Annotated in this window: 24 protein-coding genes and 1 tRNA gene; 16 read left to right on the forward strand and 9 right to left on the reverse strand. The window is 67.0% G+C overall.

Annotated elements, in window-relative coordinates; translation table 11 throughout:
* Positions 1–291: 291 nt before the first annotated feature.
* Positions 292–576, reverse strand: coding sequence for an ATP-binding protein (locus tag ACTMTF_RS26110; protein WP_441113041.1), 285 nt, complete (start codon positions 574–576; stop codon positions 292–294).
* A 215-nt stretch (positions 577–791) separates the two neighbouring features.
* Positions 792–1,325: a hypothetical protein gene (locus ACTMTF_RS26115; RefSeq protein WP_441113042.1), complete on the reverse strand. Its 534-nt coding sequence runs from the start codon at positions 1,323–1,325 to the stop codon at positions 792–794.
* Between the two features lie 341 nt (positions 1,326–1,666).
* Between ACTMTF_RS26115 and ACTMTF_RS26120 the strand changes: the two genes are divergently transcribed.
* From ACTMTF_RS26120 to ACTMTF_RS26135, 4 genes are all read left to right on the forward strand, one after another.
* Positions 1,667–2,740, forward strand: a complete 1,074-nt coding sequence (locus tag ACTMTF_RS26120) for a calcium-binding protein (protein ID WP_441113043.1) — start codon at positions 1,667–1,669, stop codon at positions 2,738–2,740.
* A 185-nt stretch (positions 2,741–2,925) separates the two neighbouring features.
* On the forward strand, positions 2,926–3,186 hold the full coding sequence (locus ACTMTF_RS26125; RefSeq protein ID WP_441113044.1) for a hypothetical protein: 261 nt from the start codon (positions 2,926–2,928) through the stop codon (positions 3,184–3,186).
* Between the two features lie 272 nt (positions 3,187–3,458).
* Positions 3,459–3,842: a VOC family protein gene (locus ACTMTF_RS26130; RefSeq protein WP_441113045.1), complete on the forward strand. Its 384-nt coding sequence runs from the start codon at positions 3,459–3,461 to the stop codon at positions 3,840–3,842.
* 280 nt (positions 3,843–4,122) lie between these two features.
* A complete protein-coding gene (locus tag ACTMTF_RS26135) occupies positions 4,123–4,674 on the forward strand; it encodes a hypothetical protein (protein ID WP_441113046.1) in 552 nt (183 codons plus the stop codon).
* A 51-nt stretch (positions 4,675–4,725) separates the two neighbouring features.
* Here ACTMTF_RS26135 and ACTMTF_RS26140 read toward each other — a convergent pair whose 3' ends face one another.
* The gene (locus ACTMTF_RS26140) at positions 4,726–5,679 is read right to left on the reverse strand and encodes a hypothetical protein (RefSeq protein ID WP_441113047.1); all 954 of its coding nucleotides are present in this window, start codon (positions 5,677–5,679) and stop codon (positions 4,726–4,728) included.
* 601 nt (positions 5,680–6,280) lie between these two features.
* Positions 6,281–7,546 carry a serine hydrolase gene (locus ACTMTF_RS26145; RefSeq protein ID WP_441113048.1) on the reverse strand — a complete coding sequence of 422 codons (1,266 nt, stop codon included), beginning with the start codon at positions 7,544–7,546 and terminating at the stop codon, positions 6,281–6,283.
* 91 nt (positions 7,547–7,637) lie between these two features.
* Here ACTMTF_RS26145 and ACTMTF_RS26150 point away from each other — a divergent pair, with 91 nt between their 5' ends.
* The 3 genes from ACTMTF_RS26150 to ACTMTF_RS26160 all read left to right on the forward strand — a co-directional run bounded on the left by ACTMTF_RS26150 (position 7,638) and on the right by ACTMTF_RS26160 (position 9,478).
* Positions 7,638–8,162 (forward strand): PadR family transcriptional regulator, encoded by a 525-nt coding sequence (locus ACTMTF_RS26150; protein ID WP_441113049.1) that lies wholly within the window; start codon positions 7,638–7,640, stop codon positions 8,160–8,162.
* 105 nt (positions 8,163–8,267) lie between these two features.
* The gene (locus ACTMTF_RS26155) at positions 8,268–8,822 is read left to right on the forward strand and encodes a DNA methyltransferase (protein WP_441113239.1); all 555 of its coding nucleotides are present in this window, start codon (positions 8,268–8,270) and stop codon (positions 8,820–8,822) included.
* Positions 8,823–9,019: 197 nt separating this feature from the next.
* Positions 9,020–9,478 (forward strand): GNAT family N-acetyltransferase, encoded by a 459-nt coding sequence (locus ACTMTF_RS26160; RefSeq protein WP_441113050.1) that lies wholly within the window; start codon positions 9,020–9,022, stop codon positions 9,476–9,478.
* Positions 9,479–9,810: 332 nt separating this feature from the next.
* Here ACTMTF_RS26160 and ACTMTF_RS26165 read toward each other — a convergent pair whose 3' ends face one another.
* A complete protein-coding gene (locus tag ACTMTF_RS26165) occupies positions 9,811–10,377 on the reverse strand; it encodes a DUF4240 domain-containing protein (protein WP_441113051.1) in 567 nt (188 codons plus the stop codon).
* Between the two features lie 335 nt (positions 10,378–10,712).
* Here ACTMTF_RS26165 and ACTMTF_RS26170 point away from each other — a divergent pair, with 335 nt between their 5' ends.
* Positions 10,713–10,862, forward strand: a complete 150-nt coding sequence (locus ACTMTF_RS26170) for a hypothetical protein (protein WP_441113052.1) — start codon at positions 10,713–10,715, stop codon at positions 10,860–10,862.
* Between the two features lie 180 nt (positions 10,863–11,042).
* Here the strand turns inward: ACTMTF_RS26170 and ACTMTF_RS26175 are convergent, their stop codons facing one another.
* The gene (locus tag ACTMTF_RS26175) at positions 11,043–12,173 is read right to left on the reverse strand and encodes a helix-turn-helix domain-containing protein (RefSeq protein ID WP_441113053.1); all 1,131 of its coding nucleotides are present in this window, start codon (positions 12,171–12,173) and stop codon (positions 11,043–11,045) included.
* 184 nt (positions 12,174–12,357) lie between these two features.
* Here ACTMTF_RS26175 and ACTMTF_RS26180 point away from each other — a divergent pair, with 184 nt between their 5' ends.
* From ACTMTF_RS26180 to ACTMTF_RS26205, 6 genes are all read left to right on the forward strand, one after another.
* Entirely contained in the window at positions 12,358–14,394 is a 2,037-nt protein-coding gene (locus ACTMTF_RS26180) for a SufS family cysteine desulfurase (protein WP_441113054.1), read from the forward strand.
* Between the two features lie 174 nt (positions 14,395–14,568).
* Positions 14,569–16,191, forward strand: coding sequence for an FtsK/SpoIIIE domain-containing protein (locus tag ACTMTF_RS26185; protein WP_441113055.1), 1,623 nt, complete (start codon positions 14,569–14,571; stop codon positions 16,189–16,191).
* Between the two features lie 150 nt (positions 16,192–16,341).
* Positions 16,342–16,518 (forward strand): helix-turn-helix domain-containing protein, encoded by a 177-nt coding sequence (locus ACTMTF_RS26190; protein WP_441113056.1) that lies wholly within the window; start codon positions 16,342–16,344, stop codon positions 16,516–16,518.
* A 101-nt stretch (positions 16,519–16,619) separates the two neighbouring features.
* Positions 16,620–16,772, forward strand: a complete 153-nt coding sequence (locus ACTMTF_RS26195) for a CopG family ribbon-helix-helix protein (protein ID WP_106240258.1) — start codon at positions 16,620–16,622, stop codon at positions 16,770–16,772.
* A gap of 4 nt (positions 16,773–16,776) precedes the next feature.
* Complete coding sequence (locus tag ACTMTF_RS26200) at positions 16,777–17,802, forward strand: hypothetical protein (protein ID WP_441113057.1); 1,026 nt, start codon at positions 16,777–16,779, stop codon at positions 17,800–17,802.
* Positions 17,694–17,957: a tyrosine-type recombinase/integrase gene (locus ACTMTF_RS26205; protein ID WP_441113240.1), complete on the forward strand. Its 264-nt coding sequence runs from the start codon at positions 17,694–17,696 to the stop codon at positions 17,955–17,957. Before ACTMTF_RS26200 ends, ACTMTF_RS26205 begins: the two co-directional genes overlap by 109 nt.
* Positions 17,958–18,059: 102 nt before the next feature.
* On the opposite strand, the gene ACTMTF_RS26210 is transcribed toward ACTMTF_RS26205, so the two are convergent.
* A tRNA-Pro gene (locus ACTMTF_RS26210) sits at positions 18,060–18,133 on the reverse strand.
* Positions 18,134–18,194: 61 nt separating this feature from the next.
* Complete coding sequence (locus tag ACTMTF_RS26215; RefSeq protein WP_397005923.1) at positions 18,195–19,088, reverse strand: metallophosphoesterase; 894 nt, start codon at positions 19,086–19,088, stop codon at positions 18,195–18,197.
* 59 nt (positions 19,089–19,147) lie between these two features.
* Here ACTMTF_RS26215 and ACTMTF_RS26220 point away from each other — a divergent pair, with 59 nt between their 5' ends.
* The gene (locus tag ACTMTF_RS26220; protein ID WP_397005921.1) at positions 19,148–19,603 is read left to right on the forward strand and encodes a GatB/YqeY domain-containing protein; all 456 of its coding nucleotides are present in this window, start codon (positions 19,148–19,150) and stop codon (positions 19,601–19,603) included.
* A gap of 95 nt (positions 19,604–19,698) precedes the next feature.
* On the opposite strand, the gene ACTMTF_RS26225 is transcribed toward ACTMTF_RS26220, so the two are convergent.
* Positions 19,699–21,957 (reverse strand): transglycosylase domain-containing protein, encoded by a 2,259-nt coding sequence (locus tag ACTMTF_RS26225; protein ID WP_441113058.1) that lies wholly within the window; start codon positions 21,955–21,957, stop codon positions 19,699–19,701.
* Positions 21,958–22,198: 241 nt separating this feature from the next.
* On the opposite strand from ACTMTF_RS26225, the gene ACTMTF_RS26230 reads away from it, so the two are divergent.
* A complete protein-coding gene (locus tag ACTMTF_RS26230; RefSeq protein ID WP_148036282.1) occupies positions 22,199–22,495 on the forward strand; it encodes a WhiB family transcriptional regulator in 297 nt (98 codons plus the stop codon).
* Positions 22,496–22,536: the final 41 nt, after the last annotated feature.

Genomic DNA, 22,536 nt, shown 5'->3' on the forward strand with positions numbered 1-22,536 from the left:
GCGGGTGGGGGACCGCGGGGGGTCCCGCAAACTTTCGAGCCGCTCGCGTCTCGCCCGCCACTGTGTACGCACAGTGCGGTGGCAAGGGGGGTCTGCTCGGCACGCTCATGGACATGTGGACCGCCGGGCAACTGGTGCTGGACATTATCGCCGCGTGCGAAGCCGCGGGCTCGGGGCGAGCGAAGATGGAAGTGCTGGCCGAGGGGTATGTGACCATCTACGAGCAGTTCGGCGACATCATCCGCATCGTGACGAGGGCGGCCGCGAGCACGCCGGTGGCGGAAGACTTTCTCAGGACGGCCGACCAACGGCATCAGGCCGCCCTGCGCCAGATCGTTGAGCAGATTCAGGAAATAGGCGACCTCGTCTACGGGCTTCGTACGGCGGGTACGCGTGCGTTTCGGCGTTGGCGGCGAGTTCGTCCACCGCGAGCTCCGCGTCGTCGACGTCCTCGGTCGCAACGCCGGCGTCCTGGAGCGCCTGGCGGAGGATGGCGCGGGCTTGGTGGGCCACGGAACCAGGCTGTAACCCTTCTATCAGCACGTCGTACTCGTGCAGTCTGATGGGGAGTTCCATGCCCACCTCCGGAATGGGCCGCAACAATGCCGACGCTCAGTGCATCAGAATGGTGACGAAGAGTGAATGGTCCGGTGGTGTGAAGGTCATGAATCTCCGAACCAGTTCGTTAAGGTCGTGAAGGTTGGGTGGGCGGCCCAAGGCGCGGGCTTCCTGGCCGCGACCGTCGCGCGTTTCGGCGACCGGGATGCTATGTGGCGGCTGGTGGCACGTATCTAACGGCGCCCCGACCCACGCGCTAGCCACGCTGTCAGCTCTTCCACAAGCGTTCCCGTGAGCGTCTCAAATCGCGATCTTTCGCGCACCGGACTGGGCTGGCCGGCCATCCGACGTTGCGCTCGACGCCAGGATCGGGAGTGGGCCCAGGGTGGCTGGAATCCCTTCATCTCCTCGTAGATCTGGTCCATGAGCTCGGACAGGCGTAGGGCGAACTTCTCATCTGTTGCCTGGATCGTCGCCATGTGGATCACGTACCGGTTGAAGAACGTGATGCGGGCCTCGTCCAGTTGCAGGAGCCATTCTCGCTGATCACGCGGTCCTGGCACGCGTGCCAGGCGCATCACCGATCGCATCAGTTTCTCCGTGTCTTGGATCAGCGTCCGCGCCGCATTCCGGGCGTCGATGACAAGCGCCTGGCGGTGCGCCTGTCTTCCCGTGCCGGCGACAACAGCCCAAGCCGTGAGGGCTGCCACGACGCCGCCGATGACGGCGCTGATGGCGCCCTGCAGAAGATTTGCCCACCAGTCCATGAAATGTGGTCTACCGGCAAGCGCCTGGCCCACGCCAGTGGGCCGAGACTAGAGAAGCCTTCCGCTCGTCTGGGGTTCATGACACATGTCCTAGCAGCACCCCTTCTTGTCGCCGACGGACTGGGAACGGGCGCACTCCAACAAGCGCCGGTGTGGCGCAAATCCCCATCCGTTTAGCGATGATACGACTACTGATTGTGACGAAATGGAATGCGGCAACGGCCGCGCAACACCACACACACGCCGCTGAGCACCCAAAGGCAGCGAGATCCAGCGGATCGAGGAAACCACCGCCCAGGTCGATCGCCGCAGCGGGGTCGGTCAGCGTCTTCATGGCAGGAGTGATCGCCTGGTCCGGGGTCGCCGACGCCAGGACACAACCGCCGACGTGCTTCGGCGTGCCGGCCACGATCATCGCGGCCCCCAACATGCCGACCAGCGGAACCGCAGGCCGGGATGTGATCGTCGGGACCGCGGGTCCCGACGTCATCGACGGCCGGCAGGGTAACGACCTCATCTGCGGCATGGCCGGAGACGACATCCTTGTCGGCGGGCTGGGCAACGACCAGATAAATGGCGGTACCGGCAATGACGGCGTGCATGGCGACATCTTCCGCCAGAGCGGACACGCCTCCGGTAAAGGCAATGACCGCCTGTTCGGCGGTGCCGGAGACGACCTCATGAACGGCGACAGCTTCGCCCCCAACGGCACCGCCGCGGGTGGGGGGAACGACCTTCTGTTCGGCGGTGACGGCGATGATCTTATGACCGGCGACAGCCGGGGGCTCAGGGCATCCGGTGGCGGAAACGACCGTCTGGACGGCGGCGCCGACAGCGGCACCGGCGAAGAACACCTGGTCGGCGACTCCGGCTCAACAGTCGGCGACGCCTCGGGCGCCGGGGACGATCTACTCCTGGGTGGGCCCGGCAGCGAAATCCTGATCGGAGACAGCAACGCTGCCCAGAACGCGAGCGGAAGCGGCGGGAATGACCTCCTGAGCTTGGGCACTGACGGCGGATTCGCGGCGATCGGGGACCACAACATCAATGACCCCGCAGGGGGAAGGGCCACCGGCTCCGGCCGGGACCTGATCATCGGCGGCAGCGCGGACGACTTTCTCGTCGGCGATAGCGCCGTGGTGGATGCCACCGTCACCAGAGCCAGCGACGATGTGATCTCCGGCCGTGGGGGCAACGACGCACTGTTCGGCGACAACACCGACTTCGATGTCACCATGACCGTGGGGACGGCAGGCGGCAACGACCGCGTCGATGGCGGCGACGGCGGCGACACGCTCAGGGGAGGCCCCCGCAACGACTTCCTCGACGGCGGCCCCGGTGCCCCAGACGACTGTGATGGGGAGGCAGGAATCGACGCCGCAACCCGCTGCGAGATCGTCTCGAACGTCCCATAGGCGCATAGGCGCATAGGCCAGCCCTGGCGCTGCGGTGGCCAACATCGGTTCCCGTCGGTGAGAGCGGGCCGACGGCGTTGTCGTTAACCAGCGGCCGCGGAGCGGCGCCTTGGGTAGCCGTAGATGGGGCCACCGGCGCATCCACGTGAACTCACCCGCCTCGGCCACAAGATCCGGCTTCTACCGTGTGGAACATCTTGAAACGGGCCGGGATCGACTCCGCACCGCGCCGCAGCGGGCCAACGTGGAAGCAGTTCCTGACCACCCAGGCCGAGCACATCGTCGCCATCGACTTCCTGCACGTGGACACCGTCAACCTCAAACGCCTGTACGGCCTGATCACGCTCGAACACGGCAGCCGCCGCGCCCACCTGCTCGGCGTAACCGCCAACCCCACGGGCCCGTGGACCAACTCGCCCGCGACGGTGAGTCCCCCGTTCGCATGATCCGCATCGGAGATCTCTACCGTGTCTGCACTGCTGACCTCATGAAGGTCCTCGGGGCGGACCCAGGTGGGCGAGTGAGTTAAGTCGAGGTCGCGTCTGTCCCTGCTGGCACGGACGCGACCTCGCGGGCAGGTGAGTGCATTCACCGATCTGTGAACCCTCGATAGTCCAAGCCGCCAAGCGCCCGTGAAGATCACCCAACCCACCAAACCGGGGTCGGGCCAATGAGTCAGTCCGTGCGGTGCGCCGCCCACGTGAGAGCATGCGACTTCATGGCGCGCATCCACGACATCGTGGTCGACTGTCGGCATCCGGCCTCCCTGGCTCGGTTCTGGGCGGCGGCGCTCGACGACTACCACGTCGCCCCGTACGACGAGGCGGAGCTGGACCGCCTGCGGAGCAGCGGCATCGACGATCCGGAGGATGATCCGAACGTCCTGGTGGAGGCTGGGCCGGGGGTCAGGCCGCGGTTCTTCTTCTCGCTCGTGCCCGAATCGAAGGTCGTCAAGAACCGGCTGCATCTGGACTTGACGGCTGACTCCCCGTCCGCCGAGGTCCGCAGGCTGGTCGGGCTGGGCGCGCGCGTGCTGGCCGAGCATGACGACTGGGTGACGATGGCCGACCCCGAGGGCAACGAGTTCTGTGTCATGCGCTGACCTCAACGGGCTCTGGCCCTCCCTCGGTGATCCAGTCACGGAGAGCAGGAATGGCCGGTCACCTGTAGCGGAGGACGCGAGCCCCGCGCCACAGGCATGGGTCGCTGTCGTCCCAGGTCACCGGCACGTCCGGCGACGCCGTCACCCACGGCTCGCTCGGGCTGGGCTCCGCCGAAGCGCACCCGTGACAGGGTTGAGATTTCCTTCGCGAAGGTCTTCCACAGCCTCCGTTCCGGACGGCACGGAATCGAGAGGGGAAGCATGAGCATGGACGATGGGGATGGCTCTCTTGCTGGCAGCATCGGTCTCGGTCACCGTCCCGCACGCCGAAGCCGCTACCCGTCCCGGTCTGGTCACGGCGCTGAAGCAGCAGCTCAACGGGCATGGCGGAGTGCGGTACAGCTCGGTCTCCCGAACCGTCTGGGGTCCGAAGAAGGAGCACGTCACTACCCGATCGCGAACCGTCTACAAGCTCGGCGGCGGTAAGGTCGTGGCCGTCGACTTCAGCTTCCCGAAGTCCTCACCCGGCGGCGCCTCTCGGACCATCGCCTTCCCGGACCGCTCCTACATCTGGGAGCAGAAACCCCTTGACCGCCTGCCGGCGGGCAAGTCCTGGATCTTGGATACCAAGAAGAACGACCTGTACCTGTGGTGCGGGCAGATCAGGCTGAGCAATCCCGCCACTCTCCGGCACGTGCTGGCCACCACGGCGACCAAGCGGCCCGCCGGCGTCTACGAGGGCGCGCAACGCACAGAGCCGGCCACCGCACATTGTCTGTCGCACTGTACTCGGCAGATGCTCCCCAAACCGGATGGGCGCGGCTCTTCTTGAGGGAGCCGCACCCGTCGAGCGTTCTGGGCGGCGGCGGAGCGTTTGTGCGTGTCAGGTCTGTTGGTAGATCGTGGCGGCAAGGCCGCAGGACGCGTCGAGGAATAGGTAGGTGGCGCCTTCGGCGATGGGGTCGCCTTCTGGGTCCTGCGCTTCCTCTCGCCCGATGTAGTCCATGGTTCGCGCGCAGCTGGGGCAGGTGGGGTACTGCGCGTCGTCGATCCATTCGGGGTGCCCGCCGATGGACGGGGTCGTCATGTCCCAGCCACCGGCGGACATGTCGGGGTTGGTGAGGAGCTCTCCTGGCACCTTGCGGAGGGTGACGGGCGGGCTTTGGTCGTCAAGGACGCGGACGGGTTCCGCGGAGTAGTCGGAGAGACCGGATCTGCCGTCGGGGCTTACCGTGGAGTAGAGGGTGGTGTAGGCGTGACATCCCTGGCAGGTGACGATCCTGAGCCGACCGGACCAGCCGGTGTGGGCGAGCGCTTCCGCGACTCGCCGGTCGCCGGTGTCGATGTCAAGAACCGTCCATAGTGGGGCACGGCACCAAGGGCACTCGCCTTGAGCCGGGGGCTCCACCGTCTTGTCAGGATCGGGCTTCAGCGAGTAGGCCGTGCGCCCGCAAAGTTCGCGGGCCCGGCCGTTCTCCAGGGTCCAGCCTCCTTCCGGCATGTAGTCGGCCGGGCTGACGAAGAGTTCATCGGCCCCTGGTGGCAGTTGTTCCTGCCAGCGGCGGAACGCGTTCTCGGCGACGGGGCCTCGCGTGTGCGCCAAGATGAGCAACAGCGCGTTCAGTTCCGGTGTGCCGTCGTCGATCATTGTGACGATGGCGCGTTGCATGTCGTCGCCGGCCGTGCGGTAAAGCTTCGCCGGGTGCAGGACACCGGCCGCGAGCAGGTCCGACAGGTGCGGGGTGAGCATTGACGGGGTCTCGTCGGCCAGCCGCTCGAGTTTGTACTCGGCATCGAACTCCCCCGCTGCCGCGCGGAGTATCAGATCCTGGATCATCTGCGGGATACTAGCCGCCGGCGCCGACACCCTTCGATGGACCTTCGTGACACGTAGGAGCCCCGGGCGGCAATTCGACGTGGGTGCAACCCGAACGGTGTGCGGCCCCCTGAAGCGAGCCTGTCGGTGGCTGTAAGAGCGTATCCGTCCTGGTAGCGGGTTCGGTGGACACGGTTGTGTTGCCGGGCGAGGTGGTAGCGCCAGTAATCGTCGAGATGACCGTACATATGGCGAACGCTCTCAGCGGCGCGAGGAGGATTTCGCACTTCGAAGGGGATGAGGGACAGCGGGGACAGTAGGGACACTCGCTACGGATTCGAGCCTGGCAAGGAGTCTTGGATCGTCTGTGAACCGGGAGCGCTTGCCGAGGTTAGGTCATGGGCCGTGCGTTGGAGTTCCGTGACGGCGTAGGCGTTGAGCGCAGTGGCGTCCGCGGCGACATGCAGGGCCCGTGGCGACTGCGGCTTCGGCGTCGCCTTGCGACGAAGTGGTCGACGAGATCGTTGGCGAGGAAGGAGGCGGCGAGGTCTGGGCTGCCGTCGAGCAGGAGACTCCCGTACATGGACGCTGGAGGAAGCACATGCCTGCCCGGTGAAGAAGATCAGGCGGCCGGGCGGGCGGTGACGTCGTGGCCCGCCCAGTTCAGCGCGACCTCGCCGGTCGCCAGGAAATCCAACTCGACCTCTCCTTTCATCCTGGCGAAGAAACGGGTCTCGGACATGGGCCGCAGTTCGGTCCTGGCCAGCCCGTGCACCTCCACCATCAGCCGGTCGCCGTCGCGCGTGACCTCCATCGTGGAGGCACGGCCCATATGCCGCATCGTGTAACGGCCGGTGTACCGGTCGAGGACGACAGGGTCGACGGTGACGAAGACCCGGCGGCTGGGTAGCTCGTACGGCTCGCCGCGGGCGATGGCCGCCAGGGCGCCCTCGATCTCGGCGAACGCGGCGTTCTCGATGTTGGAAAGCACGGTTACGAAGAGGTCGTCGCGACGGTAGTGCGCTGAGACGCTGACGAAGCCGATGGTGCCGCCGGAGCTTTCGACGCGGTCTCCGCGTACCGCACAGCCGTAACCGTAGGAGATCCCATCGGCCGCGGCGTGCGGCTTGACCATCTCCGCGAGCGATTCGGGACGCAGCAGGTGGGGCAGGCCGCAATTCCAGCGGTGCAGGTCCTCGACTGTTGAGTGCAGGGCCCCTGCGGCGTCCTGGTTGGAGTTGTGCAGGTACGGAGTCCGGGTGAGGCGGCCGTCGGCGGCCATGTAGCCGAGAGCGTGTCCTTCGGCGGGATCGCCGGTCAGGCCGCTGTGCTCCATGGCCAGCGGGGCGAAGACGTTCCTGCGGACGTACTCACCGTAGGTCAGGCCGGACGACCGCTCGATCACCTCGCCGAGCAGGGCCCATCCCGAGTTGCTGTAGCTCATCCGCGCGCCGGGCTTGAACAGCAGTGGCTGGTCCTTGAAGTCGGCGATGAGCGCCGCTCTCGTGCGCGGCGTTCCCATGATGCGGGTGAAGCCATCGGTCGTGACGTAATCGGGGATGCCCGAGGTGTTGGTCAGCAGGTGGTGCAGGGTGATCGCGTCGCCGTGCGGGTAGCCGGGCAGGTGGTGGCCGATCGGATCGGTGACGCGGAGCTCACCCCGCTCCTGGAGTTGCAGGATCGCGATCGCGGTGAAGGTCTTGGTCTGGGAACCGATCCTGAACGCCGTGCGCGGCGTATTGGGCACAGCGTGCTCGTGGTCGGCGTGGCCGTACCCCTTGGCGAAAAGCCGCCGGTCCCGGCGGGCGACCAGCACCGCGCCGCTGAATCTGCCGAGCCGTGTGTACGCGCGGACGAGCGCGTCCATCCGCCATGAGAGGAAGAACATCGCGTACCTCCATTTTGATTATTCAATTTTGACTATCAGAGCATAAGGCTGCTGATATGGTCAAGCTTGACTATCGCGTGGAGGTGTTGGAGTGTCGTCGACCCGGTTGCTCGTCCTGGGGGTGCTCAATGAGGGGCCGCGGCACGGATACGAGATCAACCAGCTCGTCACGGCCGGGGCGCTGGAGCTGTGGACCGACGTGAAGCCGGGATCGGTCTATCACGCCCTGGCCAAGCTGGAGACCGAGGGGCTGGCCGAGACGCATTCGCAGGAGCGCACCGGCGATCGGCTGCGCCGCGTGTACGCGATCACGCCCGAGGGCCGGCACACGCTACGCGACCTGCTACGTAAAGCGCTGTCCACACCCCCGCACTCCACCAGGTCCGACTTCGCGCTGGCGCTGCGCTGGCACGCGTTGCTGGCTTCGGGCGAGGCACGGGAATTGGTGGCGGCGTCCTCTGTAGCGCTTGAGGGCCGGCGGGCGGAGATCGCCGCAGGGCGGGAAGCGAAGGCGGGGCTGTCGCCGCTGGCCGACGCGCTATTCAAGAACGCCGAGGCGCATCTGGCCGCCGATGCCAAACTCCTGGAGGACATCCAGCGCCTACTCGACCGATGATGGCGAGGGAGCCGATGAGGCCGTGGAGTCCGGCCTTGGCGGCGCAGTCGGCCTTGCCGGGGCTGCCGGAGGCCGCAGTGCTGGACACGGCGATGATGCGCCCCCATCCGGCGGCGCGCATGGGGGGCGGCGCACTTCGCGGCCTTCCCGATCGACATCCCGCTCAAGGCGATTGCCGTCGGCTGCCGCCCCGGCGGCAAGGTGCTGGACCCGTTCATGGGCAGCGGCACGGTCGGCATTGCCGCATGGCAACTCGGCCGGAAGTTCCTCGGCATCGACCTCAACGCTGACTACTGCGACCTCGTACCGGCTTCTCACAGGGACCCCGTACTCGGCTCAGGTCGCCACCCCCCTATATCGGCACACCAGGTTGCCCTCCGGGAGGGTCTCCGATTCCCGATGGCGGAGACGAGAGGGGGCTTCATGAGGCCGCTGACGTTCGCGGATGTGCAAGCCTTGCCGGCCGTCGTGCCCCTTCTGCTGGCCGCTCGCGCTCTGGTCCTGAGCAGGAACGCCGCCTATCGACTCGTCCAGCGAGACGAGTTCCCCTGTCGTGCCATCAAGGTCGGCGACACCTACCGCGTGCCGACCATCGAGCTGCTCGTTCTGATCGGTGTGGACAGGGAGAACGTACGGAGCGCTTTCGGCTCCAGCGCCTGACATCCGGCTCGTGAGGCTCTGGACGGAGCCTTGAGCGATTACCGGCGGGTGGAGCGGCAAGGTTGCTGCTCCACCCGCCGCTGCTCTGACCGGTGACGTTCAGCGGGTTGCTGCTGGAGGCGATGGATGGGCCGATCGGTGAGCAGCGGGATCAATGTAGATGCAACTCCTGAGCTCAGCCTCATAGCCTCGGCCTCATGAACGACCATGCCTTCGTCCCTGACGACTTCGCTGTCCCTCTGTACCTGGCGACCCCGCAGTTCCGTCTGGAACCCTTGGGACCCCAGCACAATGCTGCCGACCACGCCGCCTGGACCAGCAGCATCGAGCACATCCGCGCAACCCCCGGCTTCCCGGACGGAGACTGGCCTCCAGAGGGCGGCATGACCCTGGAGGCGAACCTCGCCGACCTGCAGCGCCACGCGAACGACTTCGCCCAGCGCCGAGGCTTCACCTACACCGTCCTCGACCCGGACAGCGGCGAGGTGATCGGATGCGTCTACATCTACCCCTCACACAGCGAGGGTCACGACACCGACGTGTCCTCCTGGGTTCGGGCCGACCGAGCCGAGCTGGACGTACCCCTGTACGAAGCCGTGACAGCCTGGCTGTCCACGCACTGGCCCCTCGGAACGCTCAACTATCACCCGCGCTGAAGACCACATCATCCCGTAGGGAACCCCATCGGCCTCTGCGGAGGGCTTCCTCTTCGACTTCCACAGCACCACCCGTCGCGTCCGGGGCTGGGCGGCAAGGTCCGGTACGCAGCCTCGGGCAGGAGATGGGTCCGGAACCGGTCGTATGCGTTGTCGTTCGATCTGTCAGGCGAGCAGGTGGAGGACGCGTTATCGCTTGGTCACCAGGGTCTCGCCGAGTTCGAGCTCGTGCGCGCTGGACCGGTCAGCCATCATGCGGTGGTCTCCCTGCTCTCCGAGGCGAAGAGCTCGCAGAGACTACCGCCGCAGGGGCCGTTCTCAAGGCGAATGGATCAATCCCACCGTCCGCCCAAGCCTCGCTTTGCAGAATAGGCGAGTGCGTCGGCCTCATCGATCAGTGCTGACAAGCGCGGGTATCGGCGGCGCATCTCGTCGATGTCGTTGAAGTCCCACCTCTCCCCAAGCCTCGGAGGAGTCCCTGTGCTCTGAGGCATGTCGTGTCCCGTGACGCGCTGGTAGGCCCTATCGGGGCTGTATAGGAGTTGCTCGCAATCGCAGTCATCTGACGACCAGTCGAGTATGCAGTTGCGAACGTGCCCATGGCCTGCGAGAGAGTCCGGATTGGCGAGGGCTGCTTCGTATACCTCGCGGCCCTGGCTGACTAGCCAGCAACGGAAGTACTCAAAGCCGTCGTCAGAGCAGCCGTCGTTGATCAAGTGGGCAGCTCCCCATAGGTCGGCCCGATACGCCGTGCGGAGAAGATCGGTGAGGTGCTGGTCGAAGGCACGGATCGTCGGCGGAGGTAATCGGCTGAGCTTGTCAATAAGTTCTTCGCAGTAGTCGTCTCGTCGCATCGGCGGGCATGCCGCCAGGACCGCCCAGAATTCGTCACGAGTCATGATCGGCATTCTGGCGTCCGGTCGGCATCCCACGGAGCATCGCCCCCATCCTCCAAGAGCACATGGACACGTACACCCAGGGCCAACTTGAGAATTGCAGGGATCTCGGCTCGTAGAGCCGCTGACCTGCAACGGAGGGGACGGGATGATCAGGCTTCCACCTCAACCACCCGCAGTCCTGCGCATCATCCCGGAGCCTGAGCGCCCCCGCCGGAGGCATGAAGGGGGTTACCTGTGCGCCTGTGGAGGTTTCTGCGTACTGATCCTGTCGAGTAGATGTACTTTTGGGCGGCGGTGTCGTGTTGATGAGTGCCGCGCTCGGAGCGAGATACGCCATGACGCTGACTTCCTTGCTCGCTTGCCTCGGCGGTGCTGTCTTCATGGGCGTCTTCTTCGTGGGCCTGGGCTACCACGGACGCTGGCAGCAGCGGCACTACGGGTATTACCCGCAGGAGACTCAGGATGATCGCGGCAGCAACGCATAGCGGCCCGCGCACGCGCCGCCACCTTGATACCTACCAAGGCTATGTTCTGCGATCTTCTGGGCCTCGACGAGGTCACCCTTGGCGGTGATGGAGCCGGGTGCCGTGGTGTGGATGCCCTTGATGACCTAAGCCTAGGAATACGGCCGAGAAGCGCGTCGTCCATGCCCCGACGTTGATGAATCAAGCGGTGATCCGGGTCATCTGCCGAAGTTCCCCCCGGGTCGACTCGCAGTCCATCGCCCGCAGCCGGGCCAGCACCGGTCCGGCGTCCGCGTTGAATCGCAGCTCCTCCGGGCAGCCCTCGGCGATCCGCCACAGCAGCGCCATGGCCGCGCTCGAGTCGCCGTCCATCGCGTGCGCGGTGGCCACGGCCAGCAGGTGCCGCGCCTGGCGGTCCTTGTCGGGGAGGCGGTCGGCGTCGACGCCCGCCGCGAGGCGGATCGCCTGCGCGCACCGGCCCATCCGGACCGCGACCGCCACTCGGTGCAGGTCCACCTCCAGCGCGAACTCCGGGCCCAGCCGGTCGCCGATCCTACGGGCGTGGTTCAGCAGCTCCTCGGTTCGCAGCACGTCGCTCTCCTCGGCGGCGGCGAGCGCGGCCGTCAGATAGCAGAGCCCGGTGACCTCCAGCGACTCGGGCCGCTCGTCGATCACCGCCAGGCACAGCCAGCGCGCGTCGGCGTACCGGCCGAGCGAGACGAGCACGCCCGCCACCTCAGCCTTCGTGATCGCCGAACCCGCCGAGGAGGCCACCGCGCGATCGGCGGCGACCAGGGCCAGCGCGTGCTGGCCGCAGCTTCGCAACAGCGCCGCGAACAGCCGGTACACCTGGGTGAGGCCGGCCGTACCGGCTTCCCGGTCCGCGCCGGTGGCGACCCTGGCCGACAGGTCGGCCATCGACAGCAGCGGCGGCAGGCGGCGCCGCGTCTCGGTGTAGCGGTGGGGCGAGCGCTGCCAGATCTCCCACGCCGTCATCACGTGGTGCTGCACCCGCAGCACACCCTCGGTCGCCTCGCCGGTGAACCGGCCGGGCAGCAGCAGCGCGTTCCCGACCTCGTCGGATTCGCCGTGGTCGCAGGCGGGCGGGAGTTTCGTCCGGCCGCCGACGAACTCGGAGAGATCCTCGACGCGGAGCACTTCGGCGATCCGCATGATGGTCGACAGCCGGTCCAGGGGTTTCACCCCGTTCTCGACTAGGCGGAGCCATTCCTCGCTGCAGCCGACCAGGTCGGCCAGAATTCTCCGGGTAAGGCCGCGCGAACGGCGCCTGGCCATGATCCGCGCGCCGTCAACCAAGAAATCGCCGACCATGCCGCCACAGTAAGTGAGGAATTCGAGGCCCTCGGTGGCCGGAAATGACGGCAACTCCTTGCCGCTCTACCTTCCTGAAATGTGGGTTACGCTGGTGGGTTCGCTATGACGCAACTCCAGTTGGATCTAGCCGGTCGGGCTCCGCCGACACTGCCGCTACACCATTCGGCAGGAGGAGACCACGATGGCGATCGACGTCGAGTCGATTCGGAAGGAATTCCCGTTCTTCGAAACCGCCCCTGACGGTTCCCGCCCACCCGTGTACCTCGACAGCGCCGCCACCACGCAGAAACCCGCCGTTGTCCTGGACGCGTTGAACCACTACTACATCCGCACCAATGCGAATGTGCACCGTGGCGTGTACCGGCTGGCCGTACAGGCGACCGACCTGTACGAAGGGGCGCGAAGCAAGATCGCCACGTTCGTGCGCGCACCGCGAGCCGAGGAGATCGTGTTCACCAAGAACGCGACCGAGGCCGTCAACCTGCTGGCCAACTCGTTCATCTGGGCGGACGGACGGCTCCGCGTCGGTCCCGGCGACGAGATCGTCCTGACCGAGATGGAGCACCACTCCAACCTGATCCCCTGGCGGCTGCTGGCCGAGCGGGTGGGTGCGAAGGTCAGATATCTCGGCATCACCGACGACGGCCGCCTGGACCTCTCCGATCTGAGCGAGAAGATCAACGAGCGGACCAAGGTCGTCACGGTCGTGCACGCGTCGAACATCCTGGGCACGGTGAACCCGGTCGCAACGATCGCCGCCCGCGCGCACGAGGTCGGCGCCCTGATGGTTGTCGACGCGGCCCAGTCGGTCCCGCACCTCGGCATCGACGTCACCGCGCTGGGAGCCGACTTCGTCACGTTCTCCGGCCACAAGATGTGCGGCCCAACCGGAATCGGCGCCTTGTGGGGCAGGTACGAACTCCTGGAAGAGCTCCCGCCCTTCCTCGGTGGCGGCGAGATGATCGAGCACGTCGCGGTGGACGCCATGCACTACGCCGCGCCCCCGCTCAAGTTCGAGGCCGGCACACCCCCGGTCGCGCAGGCCGTCGGCCTCGGCGCCGCCTGCGACTTCCTGAGCAACATCGGCATGGACGCGATCGCCGCCCATGACCAGGCCCTGATCGAGTACGCCCTGGACCGGCTCGGCGACGTTTCCGGCATCCGCTTCATCGGCCCGACCGACACCGCGAACCGGCTGCCGCTCCTGTCGTTCGTGGTGGACGGCATCCCGCTCCAGCGTATGCGCGCGAGTCTGGACGAGGCCGGCATCGCCGTCCGGTCCGGCAACCACTGCGCGCAGCTCGCGTGCAGCCGATTCGGCGTCCCCGCCGCGATCCGGGCCTCGTTCTACCTGTACAACTCCCCCGACGAGGTCGACATCCTCGCTGAAACCCTCGAAACGGCCACGAGGTCCCGGGCCGCCGTGACCGCGGACACCTCCTTCGATGTCAGCCTGGTACGGCCGTACCAGGACATCCTGCTCCCGTTGATCTTCCAGCCGTGGGCGGAGTACATGGTCGAGGCGCTGGCGCCGGCCCCCGGCACCAAGGCGCTCGACGTCGGCACCGGCCCCGGCACCGTCGCCCGGGTGCTGGCCAAGGCGGTCGGCCCCACTGGCGCCGTGGTCGGCACCGACCTCAACCCCGCCATGCTCGCCCTCGCCGCTGAACTGCCTGCCATCGACGGCGCCCCCATCCAGTACGTGGAATGCGGTGCCACCCCGCTGCACGTCTCCGACCAAGCGTTCGACCTGATCACCATGCAGCAGGTCCTGCAGTTCGTTCCCGACCGCGGCGCGGCGCTGGCCGAGATGCGGCGGGCCGCCCGCCCCGGCGCGCGGATCGCCATCGCCACGTGGCAGCCGCTGCACCGCAACCCGCTCTTCCGCGCCCTGCACGACGCCGTCGCCACCGTCCTCGGCCCCGACAAGGCGGACCTCTTCAAGGAACCGTGGTCCCTGCCCGGGATCGAGGTCGCCACGCTGGCGAAGGAGGCCGGTCTCGTCGACATCGAACTCCACGAATGGACGCTGCCGGCCACCCTTCCCGGGGGGCCTGACGCGATCTGCTGCCTGTTCGACTTCTCCGCGGTCAGCCCGTACATCGGTTCGCGTCGCGCCGACCTCACGGCCGCCGTACGGGCGAATCTGGCGCACTGCACGGATGAGACCGGCGTCCACTCAGAGACCGCGGTGACCCTGGTGACCGCCCGAGCCTGACCGCCGCTCTTCCCACGAAGGCCACTTCCCGCCGGGAGGTGGCCTTTCGGCGCCCCAGCCCATGACTCGCCGTGCCCAACCTGACGGCCCAGCTCGCAGGCGGCGCGGCGAGCAGTCCGCTCCGAACTCGCCCCGCTCACCACGGTCACGTCCGTCCTGGCCGAGAGCCTCGCCATGCGGCACTGGTTCTCCGAATGGTGGCCCGCCCTGATCGTCACCACCGTCATCGTGGCGGGCGCGCTGGCCATCTGGGGCCGGTGGGTCAACCTGCCACGCCCGGTCGAACGCGGCTACGCCGCTGTCACCACGGCGTTCGCCGGAACGTGGCTCATCCTGGCCACCCATTTCGGGCCGTTCACGGACCCCCTGCCCGCCGTGCTGGGCATCGGCACCATCGTGCTGGCCGTGCCCTGGTGGGTGCACCGCCGCAGGCGTGCCCGCGTACGGGTAGAGCGCACGCTGGCCGCCTGGCCGGACATCGCCCAAGCCGTCGGCCTGGCCGGATCCCGCATCCAGTCGGCCATGGTGGACCTGTGGGGCTACCGCTTCCGCCTCGGGGTGGGAGTCGGTCAGACCGTCGAAGACGCCATCAACGCCGTCCCCCGCCTGGAATCAGCGCTCGGCACCACACGTGGCGGTATCCGTGTCCAGCCCGTGGCCAGCAAGAAGGCCAACCGCGTCGACGTCCGGGTGATCGAAACGGACCCGCACGCCAACGCCATCACCTGGCCAGGCCCGTCCATCACCTCCATCACCCAACCTGCCAAGCTCGGACTGTTCGAGGACGGCGCACCCGTCCGCGTCCCCCTGCTCAGACGACACGCGCTGTTCGTGGGCATGTCGGGAGCCGGCAAGTCCGGAGGCGTCAACGTCCTGCTCGGCGACCTGACCGCCTGCCAGGACGTGATCCTGTGGGCCGTCGACCTCAAGCGCGGCATGGAGCTGCTGCCCTGGGCATCGTGCATCGATCGCATCGCCACCACCCCACAGGAGGCAGAGACCCTGCTCGCCGATGCCGTGGTCATCCTCGACGGCCGCGCCGACGACCTCACCAGGCGCGGCGAACGCGTGTGGGAGCCATCACCGGACAGACCGGCACTGATCATCGTCATCGACGAATACGCCGAACTGGCCAGCGAAGCCCCACGCGCGATCGACTACGCCGACTCCATCGCCCGGCGTGGCCGAGCGCTGGCGGTCAACCTGATCGCCGCCACCCAACGCCCGTCCAAGGACGCGATGGGCAAGAGCGCAGTCCGCTCCCAGATGGACGTCCGACTGTGCTTCCGCGTCCGGGAAGCTCGTGACGGGGATCTCGTCCTGGGGCAGGGCATGGTCAAGGCCGGTTGGCACCCGCACAAGCTGGATGCTCCCGGCAAGTTCCTGATCAGCTCTCCGGAGCACGACATCCCCCGCCGCGCCCGCAGCTACCTGCTCGACGACAAGGGCGTACAGGCCACCGCCGAATTGCACGCGCAGCACCGCCCACTCCTCGACGAGGTTTCGGCCCAAGCTCTGGAATGTGCGGCTGAGATGCCCGTAGTACCCGCCCAGTCCACCGCCCGACCGTCGCCCAGACACACGCGCGACAGCACCGTACGGACGGCTGAGGAGACCTTGACAGTCACGTTGCAGCGAGCCCCGGGCGACGGGGTGAGCATCGGCGATCTCATGCGCGAGACCGGCATGCGTCGCACGTGGGTCTACCAACGCCTCCAGGACCTCAGCCGTGCCCGTCAGGTCGAACAGGTCTCTCGGGGGCGCTGGCGCGCCCTCTCAGAGGTACACGATCCGTAATCGTCCGCGTCCGCCGTCCGCATCCGTCCGCGCGTCTGCGCGTGTAGAGCGCGCGACAGACGCGGACGGACGAACGGACGGACAATCACACTCCGTTACCGATGGCCGCGAGGGAGCCGCACACCCCGACGACCGAGAGGGGGGATGTACATGCAGGCGTACACCGTCGAACAAGTCGCGGAGATGCTGAGCGTCGGACGTGACAAGGTCTATTTCCTTCTCCGTACCGGCCAACTCAAGAGCATCAAGATCGGCAAGCTACGTCGGATCACCGATCACCACCTTGCCGAGTTCGTCTCTTCGCTGGAATCCGTGGACGAGGCGTAGAACGTCGTGCTACAACGTTCTACAGGGCCTGGTTGTGCAGCACCACCGCACAACCCGGCGAGCGCCTCTTGATAACTGCATGACACGAAAGGAAGCCGTCTATGACGAGCGACCGAACGACCCTGCCTCCCGTACGCGTGGACACGGAACTGAAAGACCGTCTCCGCAAGTACGCCGAGTCGCAGGAACGAGATGTGTCGTGGGTGATCAGGAAGGCGATCGAGGAGTACCTCAACCGTCACGAGAAGGGGTGATCCCTTGGCCAAGATCCTGATCGGCAAGTACGAAGCGACCATCTATCCCGAGGGGGACGGCTACACCGGAGCCATCTCCCTCGGGTTCGGCCCCGACGGCAAACGCCAGCGCCTCAAGCGCAAGGGCCGAACCAAGGCCGTGGTCAAGGACAAGCTGATCAAGGCCGTCAAAGCGCTTGAGTCCGGCGTCACCGCATCGGAGACCTACACCGTGCGCGATGCCGTCACCGACTGGCTCAGCAAGGGCCTCAAGGGCCGGTCCGAGAAGACCGTCACCAAGCTGCGCATCCTCGCCCCGACGCACGTTATCCCCAGGCTGGGGAAACTCAAGCTCCAGCAGCTACGGGCGGATCACGTGGACGAATGGCTCGACGAACTCTCAAGTGATCTGGCCACCCGGACACTACGAGATGTCCACAGCGTGCTGAAGCGGGCCACCAGGCAAGCGCAAGCACGTGACCTGGTGCTGAGGAACGTCGCCGAGCTGGTCACCACGCCTACGGGCAAGGACGGCCGGCCCAGCAAGGCACTCGCCCGGCATCAGGCGGACGCGATGCTCAAGGCTGCGGAGTCGTCCGAACTCCACGCCTACGTGGTGCTCAGCCTTACCACGGGAGTCCGTACCGAGGAAGCTCGCGCACTGCGCTGGGACCACGTCGTCGCCTGGATCCCCAGCCTAAAGGCGTGGCATCCGGTGACCGAGGCCGGATTCAAGCACAAGCGGTTCGCCATCTACGTATGGCGAGCCGACCGAGTAGGAGGTGACACCAAGACCCGCAAGTCACGTCGAACGCTGGAACTGCCCAAGCTCGCCGCTGAGGCACTCCGGCACCACCACACGCGCCAGGCCGCTCACAAGCTCAGGCGGGCGAGGCATGGCAAGACCACAACCTGGTGTTCTGCACGAACGTCGGCACCCCGCTGGACGCGGCGAACGTACGGCGAGCGTTCCGGCACATCACCAAGAACGCGGGGATCGGAACCGACTGGACACCCCGCGAACTGCGTCACTCGTTCGTCTCGATCATGAGTGACCAGGGCGTACCCATCGAGACCATCGCCGATCTCGTCGGGCACGCGGGCACCAGCGTCACGGAAGCGGTCTACCGGCACCAGCTCAAGCCGGTGATCACCAAGGGCGCGCACACCATGAACACAATCTTCGGTGACAAGCCGACGGGTTGAGTCCGAGTGAGATGGCTCCCCGATTGGCTCCTATCGACTTCCAGAAGCAGAAAAGGGCCTGACCCGCTATGCGGATCAAGCCCTCTACCTGGTCAAACAGCGTCGGGGTGGCGGGATTTGAACCCACGACCTCTTCGTCCCGAACGAAGCGCGCTGCCAAGCTGCGCTACACCCCGCTGCACGCCAACTTGCTCGTGCCTGGGAAAGTCTAGCCGACTTCGCGGGTGCTTGTGACCATCACCGGCGAGGCACCAGCGTCAGCAGGGAGGCCTCGGGGAAGCAGGCGAAGCGGGCCGGGGCGTACGGGGAGGTGCCGAGGCCGGCCGAGACGTGCAGCCAGGCTGCGTCGTGGCGGCTCAGGCCCTTGACGCGGGCCCTGTCGATGCCGCAGTTGGTGACCAGGGCGCCGTAGAAGGGGATGCAGAGCTGGCCGCCGTGGGTGTGGCCGGCCAGCAGGAGCTGGTAGCCGTCGTCGGCGAAGCGGGTCATGTTGCGCGGCTCGGGGGAGTGCATGACGCCCAGGCGGAGGTCCGCGTCGGTGGGGGCGGGGCCGGCCACGAGGTCGTAGCGGTCGCGGGAGATGTGGGAGTCGTGGATGCCCGCCACCGCGACGTCGAGATCGCCCACCTTGATGCGGGCGGTGGTGTTGTTCATGTCGAGCCAGCCTTCGGCGGCCATGCCGGTGCCGAGCTCCTCCCAGGGGAGGGAGGGGATGTGCTGGCGGCGGTCGTTCTTGGAGGTGCGCCAGAGGTAGCGGGCCGGGTTCTTGGGTTTGGGCGCGTAGAGGTCGTTGGAGCCGTACACGAACAGGCCCGGGCGGGACAGGAGCGGCTCCAGGGCGTGCAGCAGCGACGGGACGGCATCGGGGTGGGCGATGGAGTCGCCGGTGTTGACCACCAGGTCGGGCTCCAGGGAGCCGAGCGAGCGCACCCAGTTGATCAGCATCGTCCGGCGCGGTGTCAGGTGCAGGTCCGACAGGTGCAGGATGCGTACGGGACGCTGTCCGCGGGCCAGGACCGGCACGTCGAAGCGGCGCAACCGGAACCAGTTGCGCTCCACGACCGAGGCGTATCCGAGGCCGGCCAGGCCGAGGCCGAGCACTGACAGGGGTACCGCGACTGCTTTCCTCACCCTCTCATGATGCCCGACATCCGGCACAGCCCGTCCGCGTAGACGGCAAGATGGACCGCATGAGCGCATTGAAGGACAAGCTGAAGGCCGATCTGACGGCCTCGCTTAAAGCCCGGGACGAGGTTCGCCTCCGGACGATTCGAATGGCCCTGGCGGCGGTGAACGTCGAGGAGGTCGCGGGCAAGCAGGCCCGGGAGCTCTCCGACGACGAGGTCGTCAAGGTGCTGACCAAGGAGGCCAAGAAGCGGCGGGAGGCGGCGGAGGCGTTCGGCAACGCCGGGCGCGCCGAGCAGGCCCAGGCGGAGCTCGACGAGCAGGCGGTGCTGGAGGAGTATCTGCCTGCGCAGCTGTCGGACGAGGAGCTGGGCAGGCTCGTCGACGAGGCCGTCGCGGAGACCGGGGCTTCCGGCCCGCAGGCCATGGGACAGGTCATGAAGGCCGTCAACCCGAAGGTGGCCGGGCGGGCCGAAGGCGGCCGTGTGGCCGCCGCCGTGCGGTCGCGGCTGGCGTCCTAGCGCGTCCCAGCGCGTCCTAGAACGGTCCCAGCACGTCCTAGCGGCGGCCGGCGCGTACGGGCCCCCGGCGGTGACTGCCGGGGGCCTGCGCCGCGTCAGTCGTCGTTGAGCAGCGGGTTGTCGCGCCAGTCGAGGCCGCCACGGTCGCCGCCTCGGTCACCACCGCGATCGTCGCCCCTGTCGTCGCCTCGGTCGTCGAAACGATCACCGAAGTCGAAGTCGAAGTCGTCGCCGTCCCTCTTCTTCTTCTTGGGCTTGGGCGCGCAGTGGTCGCCGCAGCCGCCGAAGCGGGACTGGTCGACGGAGTGGAACCTGGCCGCCTCGACGCCCTTGAGCGCCGACATCATGGACTGCTTCCAGATGGGGCCGGCGATCGAGGCGCCGTACACGTACGGGTAGTAGCGACCGCCGATGGTGACGCCGACGAGGTCGTGGGTGAAGGCGCCGCGCGGGTCGCCGACGCTGACCGCGGACGCGAGGTTCGGGGTGTAGCCGGCGAACCACGCCGCGGTGTAGCCGTCGGTGGTGCCGGTCTTGCCGGCCGCGTCGCGGCCGATGCCGCCGACGGAGGCCATCGTGCCGCCGGGCGAGAAGACGCCCTTGAGGATGCCGCTGACGGCGTCGGCGACCTCCTCCTCCATCACCTGCGAGCACTTGGGCTTGAACCGGGTGACCTTGCCGTAGCGGTCCTTGACCTCGGTCACCGCGAGCGGCTTGCAGTACTTGCCGCGGGCGGCGAAGACGGCGTAGGTGTTGGCGACGGTGACGGGGTCGACCTCGTTGATGCCGAGGGTGAACGTCTCGAACTCGCCGAGCTTTCCGCCGTCGGCCCGCTTGAGGCCGATGCGCTTGGCCAGCTTGACGACCTTGCAGAGCCCGACCTCCTGCTCCAGCCGCATGAAGAAGGTGTTGACCGAGCCCCAGGTGCCCGTCTGCAGGGTCTTGAAGCCGCCGCCGCCCTCGCTGGAGTTGCGGACGGTGTGGCTCGGGTCGCCGACCGAATTGCCCTTGCAGTCCTTGAAGGAGCTGTTGCTGGCCGCTTCGTAGCCGGCGGGGGCCGGGAAGCCGTCCTTGTACTGCATGCCCTCTTCGAGCGCGGTGGCCAGGGTGTAGGCCTTGGCCGTCGAGCCCTGCTGGAAGCCGCGGCCGCCGCCGTGCGCGACGTCGGCGACCAGGTTGTAGCTGATCTCGTTCTTCTTCTTGTTGCCGCCGAACTTGCGGGAGGCCGCCATCGCCTTGATCTCACCGGTGCCCGGCACGATCATCGCCTGGGCGGCGACCGGCTTGTCCTTGGTGCTGACCATGTTCTTGATGGCCTTCTCGGCGGCCTTCTGCATCTTCGGGTCGATCGTGGTCTTGATGGTCAGCCCGCCGCGCTGCAGGAGCCTGAGGCGCTCCTTGGCGGTCTTGCCGAAGTCCTCGTTGAGCAGGATCTCGTTCTGCACGTAGAGGCAGAAGTACGGGTAGTCGCTGACTTCGCAGCCGCCGGGGAACTTGACGTCCTTGTAGCCGAGCTTCTTGGCCTTGGCCGCGTCGGCCTCTTCCCGCGTGATCTTCTTGAGCTCGGCCATCCGGTCGAGGACGGTGTTGCGCCGCTCCAGCAGCAGCTTGCGGGACTTGGGGCCGACGTTCGGGTCGGTCCTGGCGGGGTTCTGGACGGCGCCGGCGAGGGTGGCGGCCTGGGCCAGGTTGAGCTCGGAGGCCGGCTTGTCGAAGAAGCGCTTGGCGGCGGCCTGGATGCCGTGCGCTCCCGCGCCGAAATAGGCGATGTTGAGATACTTCATCAGAATCTCGTCTTTGGTGTATTTCTTCTCGATCGCCATCGCGTAGCGCAGCTCGCTGAGCTTGCGGGAGACCGTCGGCGCGATGGCCGCGGCCTGCTCCTCGGGCGTCTCGGCCGCGTTGAGGAGCACCTGCTTGACGTACTGCTGGGTGATCGAGGACCCGCCCTGGGTGACACCGCCGGTGGTAAGGTTTTTGATCAACGCCCGGGTGGTGCCTTCGAGGTCGAGCGGGCCGTGTTCGTAGAAGCGGAAGTCCTCGATCGCGATGAGTGCTGTCCGCATGATGGGCGCGACCTGGTCCAGCGTCACGGACTGGCGGTTCTCGAAGTAGAACTGGGCGATGCGCTTGCCGTCGGCGTCGACCAGCTCGGTGCGCTCCGAAAGCGGTGGCTCGGTGAGATCTTCCGGCTTGAGATCGAGCAGCTCCATGCCGCTCTTGGCAGAGACTCCGGCGCCTCCGACCGCGGGCAGCGCCACGGCGGCCGCCAGCACACCGGCGATGGAGCCGGCCACGATCAGCTTGACGACGTTGAGGACCGGCGAGGAACGATCTTTGCCACGAGCTTGCACACAACCAAGAGTACGTCGAAAGGGTGACGTTATCGGTATCGCACCACCATTTCGCCTTGACTGGCGGGGGTGACTAGTCATTCCCGGTCAAGACTACGGCGAGAAATTGGTCCTCTGGGGTCTGTCGGCCCGAACGTGTAGTTGCGTACGTTCTCAATGCGGCAACTGAATACGGAGGCTCGGCGCCCGCGCCCGTCGGCCCCAAATGACGACTGACCACCTAAGGGGAGTGGGGTCGAAAATGTGGATCACGGATTGGACCTCCCGTGCCGCCTGTCGGGGTGCGGATCCGGACGCGCTGTTCGTCCAGGGAGCCGCCCAGAACAGGGCCAAGCTGATCTGCCGAGGGTGCCCGGTCCGTACCGAATGCCTCGCCGATGCGTTGGACAATCGCATCGAGTTCGGGGTGTGGGGCGGTATGACCGAGCGCGAACGGCGAGCGCTGCTACGGCGGCGGCCTGACGTGGACTCGTGGCGTGAGCTGCTCGAGTCCGCGAAGGAAGAGTACGAACGGACCAATGAGCTGATCGCCGGCTGACGGTCCTCGCATGAGTACGGCCGGTGCCGTCGCCGGCCGTA

The organism is Nonomuraea sp. ZG12, assembly GCF_052068115.1.
In the GTDB taxonomy this organism is placed as follows: Bacteria; Actinomycetota; Actinomycetes; order Streptosporangiales; family Streptosporangiaceae; genus Nonomuraea.

What these genes read in the sequence shown, in the direction of transcription:
- ACTMTF_RS26110 (WP_441113041.1), bottom strand. Translation starts at nt 576, where the DNA reads ATGGAACTCCCCATCAGACTGCACGAGTACGACGTGCTGATAGAAGGG.
- ACTMTF_RS26115 (WP_441113042.1), bottom strand. Translation starts at nt 1,325, where the DNA reads ATGGACTGGTGGGCAAATCTTCTGCAGGGCGCCATCAGCGCCGTCATC.
- ACTMTF_RS26130 (WP_441113045.1), top strand. Translation starts at nt 3,459, where the DNA reads ATGGCGCGCATCCACGACATCGTGGTCGACTGTCGGCATCCGGCCTCC.
- ACTMTF_RS26135 (WP_441113046.1), top strand. Translation starts at nt 4,123, where the DNA reads ATGGCTCTCTTGCTGGCAGCATCGGTCTCGGTCACCGTCCCGCACGCC.
- ACTMTF_RS26140 (WP_441113047.1), bottom strand. Translation starts at nt 5,679, where the DNA reads ATGATCCAGGATCTGATACTCCGCGCGGCAGCGGGGGAGTTCGATGCC.
- ACTMTF_RS26145 (WP_441113048.1), bottom strand. Translation starts at nt 7,546, where the DNA reads ATGTTCTTCCTCTCATGGCGGATGGACGCGCTCGTCCGCGCGTACACA.
- ACTMTF_RS26160 (WP_441113050.1), top strand. Translation starts at nt 9,020, where the DNA reads ATGAACGACCATGCCTTCGTCCCTGACGACTTCGCTGTCCCTCTGTAC.
- ACTMTF_RS26165 (WP_441113051.1), bottom strand. Translation starts at nt 10,377, where the DNA reads ATGACTCGTGACGAATTCTGGGCGGTCCTGGCGGCATGCCCGCCGATG.
- ACTMTF_RS26170 (WP_441113052.1), top strand. Translation starts at nt 10,713, where the DNA reads ATGACGCTGACTTCCTTGCTCGCTTGCCTCGGCGGTGCTGTCTTCATG.
- ACTMTF_RS26175 (WP_441113053.1), bottom strand. Translation starts at nt 12,173, where the DNA reads ATGGTCGGCGATTTCTTGGTTGACGGCGCGCGGATCATGGCCAGGCGC.
- ACTMTF_RS26180 (WP_441113054.1), top strand. Translation starts at nt 12,358, where the DNA reads ATGGCGATCGACGTCGAGTCGATTCGGAAGGAATTCCCGTTCTTCGAA.
- ACTMTF_RS26185 (WP_441113055.1), top strand. Translation starts at nt 14,569, where the DNA reads ATGCGGCACTGGTTCTCCGAATGGTGGCCCGCCCTGATCGTCACCACC.
- ACTMTF_RS26190 (WP_441113056.1), top strand. Translation starts at nt 16,342, where the DNA reads ATGCAGGCGTACACCGTCGAACAAGTCGCGGAGATGCTGAGCGTCGGA.
- ACTMTF_RS26195 (WP_106240258.1), top strand. Translation starts at nt 16,620, where the DNA reads ATGACGAGCGACCGAACGACCCTGCCTCCCGTACGCGTGGACACGGAA.
- ACTMTF_RS26220 (WP_397005921.1), top strand. Translation starts at nt 19,148, where the DNA reads ATGAGCGCATTGAAGGACAAGCTGAAGGCCGATCTGACGGCCTCGCTT.
- ACTMTF_RS26230 (WP_148036282.1), top strand. Translation starts at nt 22,199, where the DNA reads ATGTGGATCACGGATTGGACCTCCCGTGCCGCCTGTCGGGGTGCGGAT.